Origin of the sequence: Methylobacterium sp. GXF4, from assembly GCF_000272495.1 — a bacterium.
Taxonomy (GTDB): domain Bacteria; phylum Pseudomonadota; class Alphaproteobacteria; order Rhizobiales; family Beijerinckiaceae; genus Methylobacterium; species Methylobacterium brachiatum.
Window position 1 is genome coordinate 24,741 of record NZ_AKFK01000070.1, and the last position, 17,379, is coordinate 42,119.

At 73.0% G+C, this 17,379-nt stretch carries 16 protein-coding genes; 13 read left to right on the top strand and 3 right to left on the bottom strand.

All coding sequences use genetic code 11. The features are described from left to right. Nucleotides 1–136: 136 nt before the first annotated feature. From WYO_RS19230 to WYO_RS19240, 3 genes are all read right to left on the bottom strand, one after another. Nucleotides 137–451: a metalloregulator ArsR/SmtB family transcription factor gene (locus tag WYO_RS19230; protein ID WP_007565564.1), complete on the bottom strand. Its 315-nt coding sequence runs from the start codon at nt 449–451 to the stop codon at nt 137–139. 628 nt (nt 452–1,079) lie between these two features. Next, nucleotides 1,080–1,412 (bottom strand): hypothetical protein, encoded by a 333-nt coding sequence (locus WYO_RS19235; protein ID WP_007565566.1) that lies wholly within the window; start codon nt 1,410–1,412, stop codon nt 1,080–1,082. 17 nt (nt 1,413–1,429) lie between these two features. Next, entirely contained in the window at nt 1,430–2,215 is a 786-nt protein-coding gene (locus WYO_RS19240; protein WP_007565568.1) for a hypothetical protein, read from the bottom strand. Nucleotides 2,216–2,974: 759 nt separating this feature from the next. On the opposite strand from WYO_RS19240, the gene WYO_RS19245 reads away from it, so the two are divergent. The 13 genes from WYO_RS19245 (at nt 2,975) to WYO_RS19300 (ending at nt 17,370) form a co-directional block, all read left to right on the top strand. After that, nucleotides 2,975–4,003 (top strand): hypothetical protein, encoded by a 1,029-nt coding sequence (locus tag WYO_RS19245; protein ID WP_007565570.1) that lies wholly within the window; start codon nt 2,975–2,977, stop codon nt 4,001–4,003. A gap of 89 nt (nt 4,004–4,092) precedes the next feature. Further along, nucleotides 4,093–4,524 (top strand): hypothetical protein, encoded by a 432-nt coding sequence (locus WYO_RS19250; RefSeq protein WP_007565572.1) that lies wholly within the window; start codon nt 4,093–4,095, stop codon nt 4,522–4,524. 51 nt (nt 4,525–4,575) lie between these two features. Next, nucleotides 4,576–5,367 carry a metallophosphoesterase gene (locus WYO_RS19255; RefSeq protein ID WP_007565574.1) on the top strand — a complete coding sequence of 264 codons (792 nt, stop codon included), beginning with the start codon at nt 4,576–4,578 and terminating at the stop codon, nt 5,365–5,367. 84 nt (nt 5,368–5,451) lie between these two features. Continuing rightward, entirely contained in the window at nt 5,452–7,395 is a 1,944-nt protein-coding gene (locus WYO_RS19260) for an AAA family ATPase (protein ID WP_007565576.1), read from the top strand. Next, nucleotides 7,392–8,372 carry a hypothetical protein gene (locus tag WYO_RS19265; protein WP_007565578.1) on the top strand — a complete coding sequence of 327 codons (981 nt, stop codon included), beginning with the start codon at nt 7,392–7,394 and terminating at the stop codon, nt 8,370–8,372. The genes WYO_RS19260 and WYO_RS19265 overlap by 4 nt, the downstream gene beginning before the upstream one ends. 68 nt (nt 8,373–8,440) lie before the next feature. Further along, the gene (locus tag WYO_RS19270) at nt 8,441–9,316 is read left to right on the top strand and encodes a 3'-5' exonuclease (protein ID WP_230364973.1); all 876 of its coding nucleotides are present in this window, start codon (nt 8,441–8,443) and stop codon (nt 9,314–9,316) included. A 510-nt stretch (nt 9,317–9,826) separates the two neighbouring features. Continuing rightward, nucleotides 9,827–11,233, top strand: coding sequence for a hypothetical protein (locus WYO_RS19275; protein ID WP_007565582.1), 1,407 nt, complete (start codon nt 9,827–9,829; stop codon nt 11,231–11,233). 528 nt (nt 11,234–11,761) lie between these two features. Continuing rightward, nucleotides 11,762–12,271, top strand: a complete 510-nt coding sequence (locus WYO_RS19280; RefSeq protein WP_007565585.1) for a hypothetical protein — start codon at nt 11,762–11,764, stop codon at nt 12,269–12,271. 464 nt (nt 12,272–12,735) lie between these two features. Beyond that, nucleotides 12,736–12,906 (top strand): hypothetical protein, encoded by a 171-nt coding sequence (locus WYO_RS31705; RefSeq protein ID WP_007565587.1) that lies wholly within the window; start codon nt 12,736–12,738, stop codon nt 12,904–12,906. 108 nt (nt 12,907–13,014) lie between these two features. Beyond that, nucleotides 13,015–14,214: a hypothetical protein gene (locus WYO_RS19285; RefSeq protein ID WP_007565589.1), complete on the top strand. Its 1,200-nt coding sequence runs from the start codon at nt 13,015–13,017 to the stop codon at nt 14,212–14,214. After that, nucleotides 14,214–14,909 carry a TnsA endonuclease N-terminal domain-containing protein gene (locus WYO_RS19290; RefSeq protein ID WP_007565591.1) on the top strand — a complete coding sequence of 232 codons (696 nt, stop codon included), beginning with the start codon at nt 14,214–14,216 and terminating at the stop codon, nt 14,907–14,909. Before WYO_RS19285 ends, WYO_RS19290 begins: the two co-directional genes overlap by 1 nt. Continuing rightward, nucleotides 14,906–15,127 (top strand): hypothetical protein, encoded by a 222-nt coding sequence (locus WYO_RS19295; RefSeq protein ID WP_007565593.1) that lies wholly within the window; start codon nt 14,906–14,908, stop codon nt 15,125–15,127. Before WYO_RS19290 ends, WYO_RS19295 begins: the two co-directional genes overlap by 4 nt. Then, the gene (locus WYO_RS19300) at nt 15,109–17,370 is read left to right on the top strand and encodes a DDE-type integrase/transposase/recombinase (protein WP_007565595.1); all 2,262 of its coding nucleotides are present in this window, start codon (nt 15,109–15,111) and stop codon (nt 17,368–17,370) included. The genes WYO_RS19295 and WYO_RS19300 overlap by 19 nt, the downstream gene beginning before the upstream one ends. The last annotated feature ends 9 nt before the right edge of the window (nt 17,371–17,379 follow it).

The window sequence follows — 17,379 nt, forward strand, 5'->3', positions numbered from 1 at the left end:
CCCGGTCGGCGCTGTCGTCGGCAAGTCTCAGCGGCGCGCCTCTGCCGGGCAAGGCCGCGCGGGCCCGGACAGGTCGCGGCGGTCGGGACGGCGCCGTTCGGGCGGCGGTTCCATGCCCGGTCGCGAGCCCGGTCCATCAGGCCGACACCGAACCGGGACCGGCCGACCACTTCCGGTGCCCCCCCTCAGCGAGGAAGCCGATCAGGGCGTTCATCGCCGGATCGACCGCCCGGCAGACCAGCGTCGTGGCTTGGCGTTCCTGGGCGACCAGACCGGTCTGGATCAGACGGTGGAGATGATGGGAGAGCGTCGAGGCCGGGACATCGATGCGCTGCTGGAGGGCACCGACCGGCAGGCCGTCTCGGCCCGCCCGCGCGAGCGTACGGTACACCCTCAGGCGGGTCAGATTGCCGAGCGCCTCCAACTGTCGTGCCGCTAGTTCGAGCTCCATGGAAGCACCATGAAGACGCGGGACGGGGTGCGCAACCCTTATTTCTATATATCTAGAACTATCGCCGCGGAATGGGCGTTCGACCACGCGCGCCGACGCAGGGAGGTTCCGCTCCCTCGCGACCGACCGCTGCGCCCCTTCACGCTCGGATGCCCGACCCCATCAGCGCGGCGCGATGCCGTGGGGCAGCGGATCCATCGCCACCGGCGCCGAGATCGGTCGCGAGGCGCGTGACCACGGTAACCGGCTCAATCTTCCGGCACGCACGCGAACCCGAACCGTCTCCGGCGGCACCGCCTGCCCGGGCGTCCGGCAGCGGCGCGGCATCCCCGATGCGCCGTCGCCTCGTCCCTCCCGGACAAAGCTTGGGCAGCTCGATCGACCGTTCCCTGACCATGGCGCAACCCCCGTGTCCCGGCTTGCCGATTATGCCGGGAGTCGGCCACCCGTAACGCGTTACGCATAACGATACCCGTTACACGTTCGTCGAGAGGGCGCGTCCGGGACGATTTCCGAGGCTTCGAACGCCGGTCTTTCGACGTGCGCCGGCTCGCGCTGCGAAGCGGAAGCCGGTCCTCGTCGGCTCGCATCCTCCGGGCGCCCTTGCCGTGGGCCGCCTGGGAAGCGGTCAAGCGTCGTCCGGCTCGTCGCCGCGGTACGGCGACAGGCCGACGAGAACGCACGGGTCCAAGTCCCAGTCGTCGAAACCGGGGTCGAGCAGGCCGACCCCGTCCGCCGACAAGGCGTAGAACGCCTCGTAGGGGTTCGCGTCCCGGTGCGGAGCCGCCGTCGGCGCCCGGTCGCGGGAGAGGTCGCCCTGACCGATCCGGGCGCGCGAGGAGCCCGCCCCGGCGCGCACCCGGCGAGCGCTTCCGGAGCGACCGGGACGAACGGTCCCGGGCGAGGCGACGCGCGGCCGGGGTGCCGGCGAGACGCGGTTCGGTTTCGTGCGGTCGATCATCGCTCTGGTCCTTTCCGTCAGGCGCGAAGGCGGGCGGGTTGCAATGCGCGGAGGCGAGCGGTCGCCACCGGCGTCGGGCGGGCTTTGCGGACGCGGTCGCCGACGGCCTCGGCGGTGCCGACGGGCGCGTCCCGGAGAAGCGGGTCGCCCAGGGCGGCGGCGCAGTCGAGGAGCCGCTCGTGCAGGGCACGGTCCCGGGCCGGGGAGAGCGGCGACATGAGCGCGGCCAGGTCACCCGCCTCGAAGCGCTCGGCGTCCGGATCCGCCGAAACGGCGAGGAGGGTGGCGGCGAGCGCGACCGCCGCGTACCGCATGCCGCCGCCGAGATCCCCCGCGAGCAGCCGCATCTGTTCCAGCGGCGAGAGCCTCGGCAGCCGGAGCGGCAGGACGCGCGGGGCGATCCGCCAGGCCGGCTGGCCGAGCCCGCTGTCGCAGCGAAGGTGCCACGCCCCCGACGCGGTCGCGTGCAGGGCCTGGGCCGCGGTCAGCCGGCACGCGGTGGCCACGACGCGAAGGTGCCCGGGTTCGCCCGGACCGCCCTCGCGAAGCAGGTCCGTCGGCAGGACGGCGATCACGTCGCCTTCCGACCGTGCCGCCAGTCCCGAGAGGACGGCCGCCGCGTCGCCGGGATCGGGGCGGAGCAGGTCGAACGAACCCGAGAGGCGTGCCAGGCCACAGGCCTGGGCGCCGTTGGCGCCGACGGCGACGACGGTCGGACGGGTGCCGGCGGCGGTCAGGCCGCCGGCCACCAGCGCTGCGGCCAGGAGGCCGGTGCGGTCGTTGGAATGGATGGTCGCGATCACGGCGTCCTCCTTTGGGCCGATGCATCGAGGGAATCTTGCCATCTATATTTCCATAAGTCTAGAAATACAGAAATTACTGGTTATCGGATCCCTGGTCGCGCCCGGCGTACTGTCTATCGCGCTTCGCGCGGTCCCGTGCTCGTGACGACCGCCATCGGCGTCCCGCCCTCCTCGAAGGCCGGGCCGTGGGCACGGCCCCTTGTCGCGTCCGTCAGCGCCCGCGAGATCCGCACCCGTCAATTCCTGAAAGGCCTGAGGTGTGGTCCCCTCGTGCGACGCCGCCGCCGGCTCATCCCGGCATCGGCGCCTGAACGGGCGACCGTCGCGCCGAACCGGCGATCACGACGGTCGGTCAAGGCCGGCTCTCAGGGGCGCAGCGGGTCGTCTGCGCGACGACCGCCTGGGGCGTGGAAATCCAAGGACCGGCCGGCTTCGACCGCAGGTAGCCGCTCGGGTCGCCGGGCGCGGTTCGAAAGTGTCACACGATGCCTCATGCCGGTCGCGGGGAGCGGCCTCCGGCATCGTGACGCCGTTTCACCTCGGGCGTATGCGTAAGTAATTCGAGGCGCCCAACACTGTACGCCACGCCACCGTTAACCATTCCAAAAATATGGCTCTTGATAATAGTTGGAATATGCTGTTCATTTCCGCTCTTTTGCCTTAAGATTCGCGGATCAATCACAACGTGTCCGACGTCGCGCGCCCTGTGGCCATTCCACCGGGCGTGCCGGCGTCCGGATTCCGTCATGGAGATTGCCCTTGATCTCTGCCTTCTTCGGTTCCGCTGGCCGGACCCATGCCGCCTACGCCGCGCTCCTTCTCGCCGACGCCTATGGCGTTCTCGGCCGCCCCGTCACGCTCCTGCGCGTCAGGTTCCCCGAGGAGGCCCCGTTGCCGGGCCGGACGGTCACGGAGGAGGGCCTCACCGTCAGCGAGCGCGAGGCGCGCGACGCACGGGAGGCGGGAGAGATCGCGGCCGAGGCCGTGGGGCGGGACGATGATCTCGTCCTCGACCTGCCGGCGGCGTGCCTGGGGAACCTCGGGCTGAGGGCGCGCATCGACGCGCCGGTGCTGCCGGTGGGCCCGACCCCCTTCGAGGAGCATGCCGCGGCGTCGGCGCTCGCGGGCATGAACCCGTCGGAGGATTTCGGTCTGGACGTGGTCTCGCCGCCCTGGCTCCTCGGGTGCGGGCGCAGCGGCGGAGCCGCCGCTGCCGACGCGTTCGGCCGCGTCATGCGTGGGCACGAGGCGCTCGTGCCGGGTCGAGGCCGTGTCCGGACCCTGCCGACGGTCGTGCCGGCGTTCGGCCGCGGGGAGGCACAGCGCATCGCCGAAGGGGATCGCACGAGCCGCAGCCTCGGGGCCTCCGTCACGCTGCTCGCCGCCCTGCGCGCCGCCGCCGCGAACCCACATGCCGCCGAGGTCGACCCCGCCGCGTTCGCCGCGAACCTCGGTGTCGACGTCGAACAGGCTCGGGCGCCGGACGAGCGCGAGGCCGGCGACCGGCTGCGCGACCTCGCCGACGAGCTCCAGGGGATCCGCGACCAAGTCAAGCCGACGCGGGAGGACCTGCACGGCGCCCCGCGCCTTGAGCGGTGGCGGGCCTCCACCCGGTCCGTGAGAGTGCTCACCGGCGAGGTCCACGGGCATCCGAACTTCCCCGACGGCCGCCGCATCACCACGAGCGATCTGTACGCGTCCGATGGCCGGCGCTGGGCGCGCACCCTGTCGAGGTATTTCGTCCTGGGCCAACCCGACACGGGCGCCGAGCGCCTCGACCGGCACTAGCCACCGCCATCCCGTCCGAACGAACCCCGCCCGCGCGCCTCGGCGCGCGGGAGCGGGTCCGTCTTGCCCGTCACGAGCCCGGAGGACGCATGCGCGCGAGCGACGATTCCCATCCCCGCGACCGGACCCTCCCGCGCCGCGAGCCGCCCGCGGGAAGCCATCCGCTCGCGCTCTGGCGCACGGAGCGGCTTCCGGACATCGAGGCCTCCGCGATCCGGGAGGTCCGCCGAGCTCTCGCCGGCGGCGTTTGCCTGCATCATCGGTCCTGGCCCGCGGCCCGGAGGGGCGAGGCCGCGGCCGCCATCGCCGTCACGCTCGACCTAACGCGGCGCGCCGAACCGGACCCCGCCGTCGTGGACCTCGCGCTCTCGACGGTGCTCGTCGCCGCCTGGCGGGGCGATGCGGCGGCCCGCACCGTCCTCGCCCACGTCCTCGCCGGCCTGCCGCCGGACGTGCGCGGCGGGCGTCCGGGCCGACCCGGAAGGCGGCGGCCCGGACGCCGCCCCCCGCCGCGGCGGTGACCGCCGCATCCCGAACAACGGGACGATCCCGACAACCAAGGAGTCGATCACGTGCGGATCTGGACCTTCAGCGACTTGCACCGCGACCTGTCGCGGGCGCCGTGGACGCCCGGGCACATCCCCGACGCCGACGTCGCCGTCGTCGCAGGCGATGTTGGGCAGGGCCTGGCGGACACCATCCTCTGGCTGGGCCAAGCCATCCGACCGATCATGCCGGTCGTGGTCGTGCCGGGAAACCATGAATTCTACGGCTCGGCCGTGGACGAGGAGCGCGCGCTCGGACGCCGGGCCGCGGAACGGCACGGCGTGACCCTGCTCGACGACGACACCGTCGAGATCGGCGGCGTCGCCTTCTCCGGCGGCACGCTCTGGACCGACTACGGCCTCGACGGCGCGGGAAACCGCCGGCGGGCCGTGGCGGCCGCGCAGGCCGGCCTCAACGATCACCGTTGCATCGCGACGACGCGCAACCCGGGCTGGCGCACCTTCCGGCCGGAAGACGCGGCGGCCCTGCACGCCGCCAGCCGCGCCTTCCTGGAACGCGCGCTGCTGGAGGTCGACCCGCCGGGCGCGCGGGCGCGACCGCACGTCGTGGTCACGCACCACGCCCCCGCCCGTGCCTCGCTCGACCCGAGCTTCGCCGGCAGCGTGCTGAACCCGGCCTTCGCGAGCGACCTCGGCGGCCTCATCGCCGCCAGCCGCCCGGACCTCTGGCTTCACGGCCACGTCCACGCCAGCCGCGACCACCGGATCGGTCCGACCCGGATCCTGTGCAACCCCCTCGGCTACGACGGCGAGAACCCCGCCTTCGACCCCGCCTGCGTCGTCGAGGTGCCGTCGTAGGCCGTCGCCGGCGGATGCCTGCCGCGACCCGGGCCCGACGTGACCCGGCCCCGGACCTCGACCCATCCTCGGAGCAAGGCGACCATGCCCCACCTGACATTCCTGCGCGACGACCTGAACGAGGCGGAGACCGGGGACGTCGCCGCCGACGAGCGCCGTCCCGCGACCGAGACGCTCGCGGCCTTCGCGCTCGAAGCGGCGCTCTCGCCCGCCCAGCGCCGCCGCATCGCCGCCGACCCCGCCTTCGCCCTCGTCGTCCAGGTTCCGGCCGCCGACTGGGTCGAGCCGGTCCGCGAGGCGTGCGGGCGCCTGGCGGCGTGGGGTCACGTGGTGGCGCGCAACGGCGGTTCGAGAAGCGAGGACCGTGCGGACCGCGGAAACGACCGAGTGGCGGACCGGCTCGCCCGCGGCGACCGGGTGCTCGGGGTCTCGCAATCGCCTGCGCGCTACCTGCCTTCGGCCCTCGTCGCCGCGGCGGACCTGCACGTTCGGCTCCCTGGCGCGACCGACGCCGTGATCGCGCGGGTCGTCCGGGCCGCCACGGGGCGGCGTCCGACCCTGCCGCCCGGGATCGCCCGCGGGCTGGACTTCTTCGAGATCGCCGCCGCGGTGCGCGGGACGACGGCGCGGTCCTGCGTCGCGCGCCTCGCCGCGGCGGCGCGCTCGAAGGCCACCGCGGATCCCGCCGTCGGGTCGGCGCCCGATTTCGCGACCCTGGTCGGCTTCGGCGATGCACATGCCTGGGGTACGCGCCTCATCGACGAGATCGCGACCTGGCGCGCCTCCGGCGGCGCGCCCGCGTTCCAGCGGCTCGACAGGCACGTCGCCCTCAGTTCCGCCCCGGGGTTAGGAAAATCATCTTTCGTCCGCTCGCTCGCGAAGGCCGCGGGCCTGCCGCTGGTCGCGACCTCGGTCGGCGCCTGGTTCACCGGATCCGACGGACACCTGGGTGGCGTGCTCCGCGCCTGGGATGCCGCGTACACGCACGCGTGCGCGCTGGCGCCTAGTATTTTGTTCCTAGATGAGGCTGATAGTATTCCTAACAGAGCCACGATGGACAACCACGCGCGCGAGTGGTGGACCCCCTTGTGCACGAGCATTTTGCTCGGTTTCGATGCGCTCAACGCGCCCGGCGCCCCCGAGGTGTGCATCATCGCGGCGACGAACCACGGCGACAGGCTCGATCCCGCCTTGATCAGGCCCGGACGGCTGGGCCGGGTGATCGAGATCAAGCCGCCCTCGGCCGCCGACCTGGCGGTCATCTTCCGGCAACACCTCGACGACGGCGAGGTGCCCGACATGGACCTCGCGCCGCTCGGCGCGCTTGCGCTCGGCGCCAGCGGCGCCCAGGTCGCCGGGTGGGTGTCCGAGGCCCGTGCCGCCGCGCGCGCCGCCGGACGGCCGATGCGCCCGGAGGACCTGCTCGGCCGCGTCGCGCCGCCGGATCAAGGGAGCCCGGCGGACCGACGTCGGAGCGCGTACCACGAGGCGGGGCACGCCGTGGCGTTCGAGCGGATCGGTGCCCGCGTCGCCCAGGTCGACTTGGTCCCGCGCCGGGATTCGCTCGGCGCGACCTCCGTGGCGACCCGCCTCGGCCAGTCGCCGACCCGCGCGGAGATCGAGGGCCTCGCGGTCGCGCTCCTGTGCGGACGGGCCGCCGAGATCCTGTTCCTCGGGGAGCCGAGCGCCGGGGCGGGCGGCGATAGCCGCTCGGACCTCGCGCGCGTGACGACCCTGCTCGCCGGCAACCACGCCTCGCTCGGCCTCGGCGACCGGTTGACGTATCGCGGCGCCCCCCACGAGGTCGCGGTCGCGCTGTCGCTCGACCCCGCCCTTCTCGGGGCGGTCGAGCGCGACCTCGACCGGCTGAGCGGCGAGGCTTTGGCCGTCATGGAGGCGAACCGCACCGCCGTGGCGGCCGTCGCCGAGCTGCTGATCGCGCGGCGCCTGGTCTCGGGCGACGCGCTCCGGGCGCTGATCGCCGAGGCGGACCAACACCGCGCCGCGCAGGACGGAGGACAGCCGTGACGCTCCACGTTCCCGATCCGGTGGCCCGGACCGAGGTGCATGCACCGGTACCGACGGAAGGCCCGTCCGCCGTGCCGGCCGCCCCCGGGGCGCGGTCCGCCCCGTCGGAGCCCGTCCCGTTCCGTCTGTGGACCCTGTCCGACCTCAGGGTCGACCGGGCGCCCCACGTGCTGCCGGACCCGCTGCCGGACTTCGACGCCTTGCTCGTCCCGGGCGGGATCGCGCCCGGCCTGTGCCGGTCCGTGCGCTGGCTTGCGGACGCGCTCGGCGGCCGCCAGGGTCGGCGGCCGGTCGTCCTCGTCCCGGGACCGGCGGAGTACCTCGACGGCGAACCCGTGGGCGAGGCGCTCGCCGAGGCCGTGCCGCTCGGGGCGGCGCTGGGCATCACCGTGCTCCACGACGGCGCCGTTCGCCTCGGCGATCCGCTCCGGCCCGGGTTGGTCATCCTGGGGGCGACGCTCTGGACGGACTTCGCCCTCGACGGCGTCGAGAACGCCCGGACCGCCCGCGCCCACGCCCGGAGCCGCTGGACGGTGACGGACAGGGCGGCGAGCGCGCCCGGGGTGCCCTTCTTCCCGCACGACGCGGCCGGCGCGCACGCCCGCTCGCGGGCCTTTATCGAGGACGCCCTCAACGCCGTCGCCGTCGGTGCCGGCCCGTACGGCCATATGCCGAATCCGGTCCTGCGCGACATCGGCCCGGGCGACCGGGCCGCGGTCGTCACCGGCTTCGCCCCATCACGGTCCTGCCTGCCGCCCACCCTGGCGAGGCCCGTGCTCGACCCGTGGCGGGTCTGCTGGCACGCCTCCGCCCTGGACCCCGTGATGGAGGGGTGGGGCGCCCCGGCCGTCTGGATCCACGGGAACGTGCCGCAGGCCTGCGACCTGCGGCTCGGGCGCACGCGCGTCGTGAGCAACCCCTACGACCCGGACGACCCGACGAACGGGTTCGACGCCAGCCGCACGATCCTGGTCTGACAGCCGCCCCGGAGAACCGCCCCATGCACGAGACCTGCTCCCCGTCGCCCCGGCTTCGGCTCCCCTCCATGTCCGACGCGAGCGCACCCGCGGCCGGCGCGCGCTCCGCCGTCCGCCACGACCGTCGGCCGGCGGCGGAACCCGGCGCGGAAGCGGACGCGCTCCTCGTCGTCGATATCGAGACCGTGCCGGACGAAACGCTGATGCCGCCGCCCGAGGTGTGGGCCCGGGACAGGTTTCCGAAATGCGCGTGGCACGCCGTGGTCGCGGTCAGCTTCGTGCAGGCGGAGATCCTGCGCGACGGCGACACGGGACTGGAGGAATATCGGGTCACCGCCTGCAGGAGCGGCGGCGAGGCGGGCTGGGACGAGGCCCGCATCCTGCGCGGCTTCTGGCGGCACTTCGCCTCCGGCAGATTCCGGCTCGTCACCTGGAACGGCCGCGGCTTCGACATGCCGACGCTGCTCCACCGCACGATGCTCCACGGCATCTCGGCGGAAGCCTGGTTCCGGCGCGGCACGCGCTGGTCGGGCTACGGCAACCGGTACGGCGGCGCCCACGTCGACGTCATGGACGAGATGTCCGGGTTCGGGTGCGCCAGCCGGCTCACCCTGGAGGAGGCGGCCGCGCTGGTCGGCATGCCGGGCAAACTCGGCGAGCACGGGTCGCTGGTGGCCGACATGGTCGCCGCCGGCGAGATCGAGCGCGTCCGGGCGTATTGCGAGACCGACACGATGACGACCTTCGGCATCTACGTCCGCCATGCGTATCTCGCCGGCCGGACCGACGCCGCGGCCCACGACAGGGCGATCGCAGGCCTCCAGGATTACCTGGAGCTGGAGCGGACCCGCAGACCGCATCTAGGCGCCTACCTCGATGCCTGGCGACGCCTGTCCGACACGCGGCCGGCGTTCGTCGTCGACAGGGACCGCCGGGGCGGATGACCCTCGCCCTCGGGTCCCGGTCCCGTCCTCCCGGGTCGCGGGGCGCGGGGCGCGGCACCCGGATCGGGCTCGGGGCCCCGGTCCAGATCGCCGCGTCTCGGGCCCGGGCCGCGCGGCGTCGCCGGCACACCGGACCGGCCGCCGGCGCACGCGCCCGGACCGGTGACGCCCACCGCGGGCGCCGTCGTGCGACGGATGCCGAAGCGGCGCGCCGCGGTCCGGCGCCCCATGCGTTCGCGCCGTGCCGCCTGAGGCGGCCCGGTCCCCGAGAACCCCTGGATGTCGAGGCGGGACATGGCGGAACGCGCGAGCGGAACTTCACCGGGGTCGCCGTCGGGAACGTCGCGGCCGGCGGCGGCGCGGCGGCACGTCCCGGCAGGGTCGGGGACGGCGTTTGTGCCTTGCCGCGCGCCTCGCACAATGGGCTGTGCGCCCGAATCCCGGGCGCCGTCCAAGGACAGGACCGACCCGGCCCGGCCTCCGCGCACAGTCCCGGTGCGAGGTCGTGCCGTGCGCCTCGACCGGACGCCCGCGCGCCTGGGGCACCGTCCGGCCATGCATCCCGACCCCGAATTCCCGGTTTCCCCCGCCGGCGTCCGCCCGGCGCGGGCGGACGTGCACGAACTCGCGCGGGCGCGGCAGGCCATCTCCGCCCTGGCCCATCCCGACACGCGGCCCATCGTTGATACGGCCATGGGCACCCTGCATGCGGCGCTCTCCGGGGGCGGTCTCCAGGTCTCCAAGATCCCCGGGCTGCAGAGCGCCATCCGCAAACACGTCAGGCAGGCCTGGATGGATGGCATCGTCGCCCCCCTCGCCCGGTCGCGCCATCCGGCCGACCGCGCCGTGCTCGACGCGATCCCGAAGGATTTCGCCCTGAGGGCCCACGCCGAGGTGCTGGCCGCCCTGGAACGGATCGCCCGTTGGGTCCCCGAGGATGCCGAAGGCACGCGGGCGCACCTCGGGCGGGCCTTCGAGTACCTGCGGATGCTGCCGCTCATCCTGCAGGCCCTCGCCGACCTCGAAGACCTCGCGCCGGGCGCCACTCGAACGGGCCGCCCCGCGTCCGGACCCGGTTCCGCGGCCCTTGCCGACGCCGCCGCACTGGTCCAGCGCCGGCTCAGGGCGGCGCTGTCGCCGGGCCTTCCATCCTTGATCGGCGACCTGGCCGACCTGGTTCACCGCGCCCCCCCGGCCGCGGCCGACGTCCCCGCGCTGCGCTGGACGGCCGCCGCGCTCCTCGCGCCGCCCGCGCGCGGCGCCCGGACATCGGACCGGGGCGGTCCGCAATGGCGCCGGAGCCTCGCCGGCGCGCTCTCCCGCGACCTGATAGACGAGGCGCTCGCGCCGGCCGCAGGTCGACTGCTGCGCCGGCATGCCGGCCTGGAGATCGGGGACGCCCGCTATGCCCGGCAAGAGGGACACGGAGGCCGGCTAGACCTCGCCCTGTCCCGCGCCGGCGTCAGGCTGCTCCTGACGGTCCGCTTCGACGTCGCCGCCGGGCGGTTCGAGCAATCCTCCGCGGTCGTCTCGTCGGACGGCGCGCCGACGACGCTCGCGCCCGAAGACACCGATGCACTCCTCGATGCGTCCATCCCCGACGAGCTCGACACACCCGCACATCGCGCGATGCGCCGCCTCTCGCGGCTGGACCGCGCGCCCATCCTCCACATGCACGTCAACGGGACCGGCGAGCTCCAGGTCGCTCCTGAGGCGGTTCGGACGCAGGATGCCGGGTTGCTGGAGGAGCTTGTCCGCACCGCCGACGAGGAGGGAAGCGCCGTCAGGTTCGACCCGGTCCGCGACCTCGTGCTGGCGTCCGGCTTGGTCGAGATCGGCTTCGAGTGGCACGACGGGCCGGCCGGTCGGTGCCTGATCCGCGCCCCGGCCCAACCCACCGGTCGGCCAGGCCCATGACGACCAGGTCCGGGACGGCCGGGTCGCCGACCGGCTCGGGGGCCCTGTCGACGGCAAAGCCGCTCGGCCAGTGCGAGGGTCGCGATACCCGCTGACCCCCGAGGGCCAGCTTGATGAACTGCGGCATACGCCTTCGTCTCGGCGCAGATGCTGATTAGAATACGCAGACCGACATTTGGTACGGCGGCCTGTGCTCGAATGAATGCTTCATCGACTTGAAGATCGACGAACGCGGACGTGGCGTTTGCGGGCGCCCTTGGTCACTTCGATGGTCGCCAGCCGTTCGATACACGCGACACTCCGCCGGAGGATGACCCGGGGACGCGACGGACAAGATTGGCCGGGTGCGCGATCCGGTTTCACTCACCCGGTCGACCGGGCCGACCGGGTGAGGTTCCGTTTACCACGTCCGGTGGACCTGGGCGAAAGAACTTGCGGCCTGGCGGGCACCCGGTCTATGGTCCGATCAGCAGGTCGCGGAGCTACTCCGGACCTGGATGCGGACCTGGACCTGGTCGGGGGTGCCGAATGGATGTGATCATTCAGATGTGCCAGGAGCGCGACCGGGCCCGGCAAGCCGCCGCGGACAGGACGCGGCAGCTTCAGGAGCTCATGTTGGAACACGTGAGCGCCATCGCGGCGGAGACAGCCAAGGCGGCCCGCCTCGACCAGGTGATCGCGACCCTGCGGCAGGGGGCTGCCTACGCGCCGGAGCCGACGCCGGCGGCCGACCAGGCCGAGACGGAAGCGCCGGCCCAGCCGCTGCCGGCCGACGAGCCGGTCTCGGGCGGGGCCGAGCGGGAGCCGGTGCCGCAAGTCTCGGGCCTGGTCGCCCAAGTCATCGTCGACGCACTCGCGAAGGCGGGCGCCAAGGGGCTGTCGGGAAGCGAAGTCAATGACGCGGTTCGGGACGCCGGCTTCACGCTCGATGCCTCGGAGAAAAACAAGACCCGCCTTAAGAATAAAAACCTCGTTTACCATGATCGCAAGGCACAACATTGGTATCTGAAAGATCCAACGAAGGCCTCGGCGTCATAAGACCAGTCTAGATCCAACAACTCATCAATCATCGAGGAGAATGGCAATGCGCAACATATCTCGCGCAGCCCTCCGCGCGCGCTCGCGCGACCCACCGGATCGGGAAGTGATCGGAGCGGCAAAATAAAAGCGCACGGTCCGATCCGGACCGCACGCTTTGAGCTTGCCCGCAACCGAGCTGCGAAGCCGTAGCAGGTTAGGACTGGCCCGTCGGCCGAGAGCTTGAGCCCTCTCGACCGCGTCATTGCCAGACCTCGTGATCACGATTGCCGAAAACCAGACCGGCCAACCACCGGGATCAAGGCCGACATTCGAGACCGACGACGTATGCCAGCTCTCGCCTGCGAAAGCAAGCGGGCTGCGCTCCGCCTCCTCGGGATCCGCCGGCCCAAGCCGGCCGCGCCCGGACCGTCCCCGCGACGGATCCGGACCGGCCCCGCGCGACCCCATCCGAGGAGAGCATCATGAACGAGCCGTACCGCGTCGAGCCCCTCACGGCCGACTTCCAGCCGCCCCTCGCCCCCCTGATCGACCGAGCCTTCGATGCCTGGGACGGGGACGTCGCCGCGCTGCTCGGCGTCCCGCGGGGGACGTTCGAGCGGGAGACCGAGGCCAGCGAGCCCACCGAGTTCTGAGCCGCCGACGAAGCCCCGGCCTCCGGGCCGGGGCCGCCATCCCATCCCATCCCATCCCATCCAATCAACAAGGCTGGCCCCGTCCGCCTTTCAAGGACCCATACGACCATGAAGCAGCTCGAACTTTTTCCGTCGACGACTGCCGACGCTGACCGTCTCCGGGCCGAGATCCAGGCCCTCGACGAGATGACGGAGCGCGAGCGCGCCGCCGCGCTGCGCCGCCACCGCTATGTGCGGGCGGTCGAGGACCTCCCGCAGGGACGGCGGGGTGACCGCCACCTGCGGGCCGCGATCCGCGCCGTCTGCGAGCTGAGCGACGACGTCGATCCGCCCACGCCGCGCCAGGTCAGGACATGGGAAGCGCGGCTTAGGGAGGCCGGCGGCAACCCGGCCGGCCTCGCCGACCGGCGGATGGCGCGGTTGCCCCGGCAGCAGACCCACTGGGCCCCGTGGATCGGCGAGCTTGTCGACCAGGTCGTGGCCGAGGCCGACCCGCGCCTGGGCGTCACGCTGACGGCCATGGCCCGCCTCGCACAGGCGAGGTGCTTGGAAGCGGCGCCTGCGCGGGGCGGCGCGGCCGCCCACGTTCCCGGTTTCCGGACCCTCGTGCGGATGGTCGGCGACCGTCTGCGTTCCCTGCAGCAGGCGTATCGGTACCGGCAGCTCTCGTGCGGGCGTCCTCTCGCCGAGGTCGTCGTCGCCCGGGAAGTCCTGCGGCTCGCCATCCCGGAACTCGGCGCCGACCGCGTCCACCTGGTCACCGCACGCGACAGCTACAGCGGCGTGATCGTGGCGGCGGCGCTCGGCATTGCGCCGCCGGACGGGGAGGACCTGCTCGGCCTGTTCGGGGCGCGGACCGCGACGGCTGCCGCGGAGCCGCTCGGCGCCGCCCGCCTGTGCATGGGGCTGCCGGAGGTGATCGTGCTGGACCATGATCCCGCCTTCCTCGGCGCCACGTTCCAGCATTCCGCGGCGGCGCTCGGCATCCGGCTGCACTTCGCCGGGGTCGACCATCCGGGCGCTCCCTGCCGGGCAGCGGGCCTGCAGCGCTGGCTGACGGCCCGGGGGGAGGCGGTCGAGGACGCAGGAGGCCTGATGGCGGGGGCGCACGCCTGGCTCGCCGATCTGGACTTCCGCCGCTCCGGAGCGGACCGGCGGACCCCGCTGGACCGCTGGCAGGAGGGGGTCGCTCGCTATCCCATCCGGCTGTCGCCGGGGGCCGCTCCCGCGATCCGGACCGGCGAGGAATCGGGTGGCGCCGACGCAGCCGAGGGGCCTGACGGCCGCGACACCCGGCGGCGGCCCTGATGCCGGCGACCCTGCGAAGCCGTCATGTCGGCAAGCCGAGCCCGTCGCGCCCGGTCGTCACCGGCCGACGGGACTGCATCACGGGCGAGGTCCCCTCCGGCAAGGTGGGGATGGGCTATCGCATGGTGGCCTACGAGGGCCTCCTCGCGCGGGACTTCATCCTGATCCTGGAGCAGGACGATGCCGTCCTGCGCTACCAGGAGGAGCCCGCTCCCTTCCGGTGGCACGACGGCGTCCGGTGGCGCCGCTACACGGCCGACTTCGCCGTGGAGATCGACGACGGGCGGCGCATCGCCGTCGAGGTCAAGCCGCGGAAGAGGGTGATCAGGCTGGGCTGGGACGGGATCCGGCCCCGCATCGAAGCCGGCGCCAAGGCCGCCGGCTACGACGGCTTCGAGCTCTGGACCGAGGTCGAGGTCGACGCGCTCCGCGTCGCGAACGCCGCGCTCGTCGCGAGCGAGCGCACCTTCGTGGCCGACGAGGCGGAGCAGCACACCATGCGCGTCGTTCTCGACCGCTTCGGCGGCCAGGGCCTCGTCCGGGACCTCCGGGCGGCATCGGGGCTCCAGGCCCGCGCCTTCCGGGCCGTCGTGGCCCTGGTCGCGCGAGGCGAGGCCGAGCTGGCCGACCCCGGCCGACCCTTCGACGACCACGCCATGATCCGCCGCCCCGCGAACCTCAGGAGTGCACCTTGAACAGGCTCGACCAGCAGTTCCGCCTTCCCATCGGCGCGGTCGTCGTCGTCGACGGCGTCCCCTACGCCTCCGTCGCCCGCGAGCGGGCGGGCCTCGCCCTGCGCAGGCTCGCGGGCGGTTCCGAGACCGTCGTGCTGAGCGACGCCGTCCTGGTGGACCTCCACCGCGGCGGGAGGGTGCGCATGGCGGGACCCGGTGCATGCGGGGGGCTGCGCTGACCATGGGCGCGTGCCAGATCCGTCTCCAAGCGGACGCGCTCGTCATCGTCGAGGGCGTCTACCACAAGGTGCTCTCGCGCGACGAGGCCGGCGTCACGCTGCGCACCCTCGGGGCGAGGCCGGTCACGGTCACGAAGACCCATGCCGAGTTGGCCGACCTCTACTTCGGCGAGCCCAGGCGGCTCCAACTGGTGGAGGACACCGCCGCCGGGCTCCCCCAAGGCGTCAGGGACAACCTCCTGCGCAACATCGACACCTTCGACGTTCGCCAGCAGGACGCGGCGCTGATGCGCCTCGACTACGTGCAGGCCTGCGACCGGTGCTTCGCCGAGCGGACCCATAGGAAGGTCCCGAAGGGCTACGCCGATATCGCGAGGCTCGTCGCGGCCGAGCGCCGGCAGCGGGCCATCGAGAACGAGGGCTCCCATCCCGACGACGTGCCGCTCGAACGGGTGAGCGGCTCCTCGCTGAAGGGTTGGTACGGGCGCTGGCGCAAGGGCGGTAAGTCCATCGTGGCGCTGATCCCGCTGGACGACCTGAAGGGACGGGCGGGTTTCCGCCTCGATCCCGAGGTCGAGATGATCATCGCGGAGCGCGTGCGCGAGGACTGGCTCACCCGGAACGGACCGCCGCTGAGCCATGTCATCGTCTTCATCCAGGGCAGGATCGAGCGCGAGAACAAGACGCGCACCGTGCCCTTCGACGTGCCCGATGGCATGACGATCCGGCGTTGGGTGAAGGCGAACGTCAGCCAGTTCGACGTGATCTACCATCGCGAGGGCCCCGCGGCGGCGGAGCAGGCCTTCCGGCACGTCAAGAAGGCCCCCCAGGCGACGCGGCCGCTCGAAATCGTCGAGGTCGATCACACGCCCCTCGACGTGCTGGTCCTGGAGGGCGACGGCACGCCGGCGCGCGACCGGCGCCGCAAGGACAAGCGCACGAGGCGGGTCTGGCTCACGGTCGCGATCTGCGCCGCGACCCGCATGATCGTGGGATTCCACCTCAGTGACGAGCGTCCCTCCTGGACTTCGGTGATGCACTGCCTGCGCATGGCGGTGCTGCCGAAGGACCTGACCGGCATCCGGGTCGACACGGCGTGGCCCGTGTTCGGCGTGCCGGAAGTGGTCAAGCTCGATAACGGGAAGGAATTCCACTCCCGGTCGATGAAGGCGGCCGCCGGGCAGCTGCGGTTTGAGCTCCGCTACATGCCCCGGCGCAAGCCCCACCTGAAGGGCAAGGTCGAGCGCGCCCTCGGCACTATCGCGCGCGACTTCTGCGCCTACCTTCCCGGACGGACCTTCCGCGACGTGCGCGAGCGCGGCGACTACGACAGCGTCGGGCAGGCCGCCCTGACCCTGGCCCAACTCGTCGAGTTCTTCACCATCTGGGTCGTCGACATCTACCACAACCGCAAGCATGGCGGGCTGCTCGGACGAACGCCCCTGCTGCGCTGGCAGGACCTGGCGGGCTATGGCACGCGCCTGCCGCCGTCGGCCGACGACCTCGACCCGCTCATCGCCCTGGTGGTCCCGCGGACCATCCAGCGGAACGGGATCACCTTCCTCGGCCTCACCTACCAGTCCGACGAACTGAAGGGCGTCCGTCGCAGGAAGGGCTTCCACTTCGGCGACGAATTCCTCGTCAAGGCCGAAGCGTCCGATCTCGGCCACCTCCTCGTCCTGGTGGACGAGGAGGCCGGTTGGATCAAGGTCCCCTGCGAGGACGGGTTGGCCGACGGGACGTCTCTGGCGGAGTGGCGAGACGTGGTCCGCACGGCGCGTCGGATGACGCAGGAAGGCCAGCGCGTCGCTCGCGCGACGCTCGTCCGCGCGATGGAGCTGCTGCGCGCCGAATGCCGCAAGGCCGGCGTCAAGCCGAAGCGCCTGGCGAGCGCCGACGTCGACTGGTTCCGCGACCACGCCGACGACCCGATGTTCGAGGTCGCCTGGGACGTCGCGGACGAGGGCGCCCACGAGGAAGAGCGGCTGCGGACCCGACGCCCGCGGAAGGCCGCGCCGCCGGCCGCGGCCGACGCGGCACCCGCGCCCCGGGTCGGGCAGGGTGGCCGCAAGACCGCCCCGCGCCCGGCCAGCGCCCCGCAGGAAGCCCCGCAGGACGCCGCGCCGGCGGCCCGACCGGCCGGTCCGAGGCCCGTCGCCGCCGAGGCCGATCCGCGGAGCGTGACGGCGGATGTCGGCGCCGAGTTCGACCCCGACGATCCTGACAACTGGACTGCCGAGTGAGGGCCATCG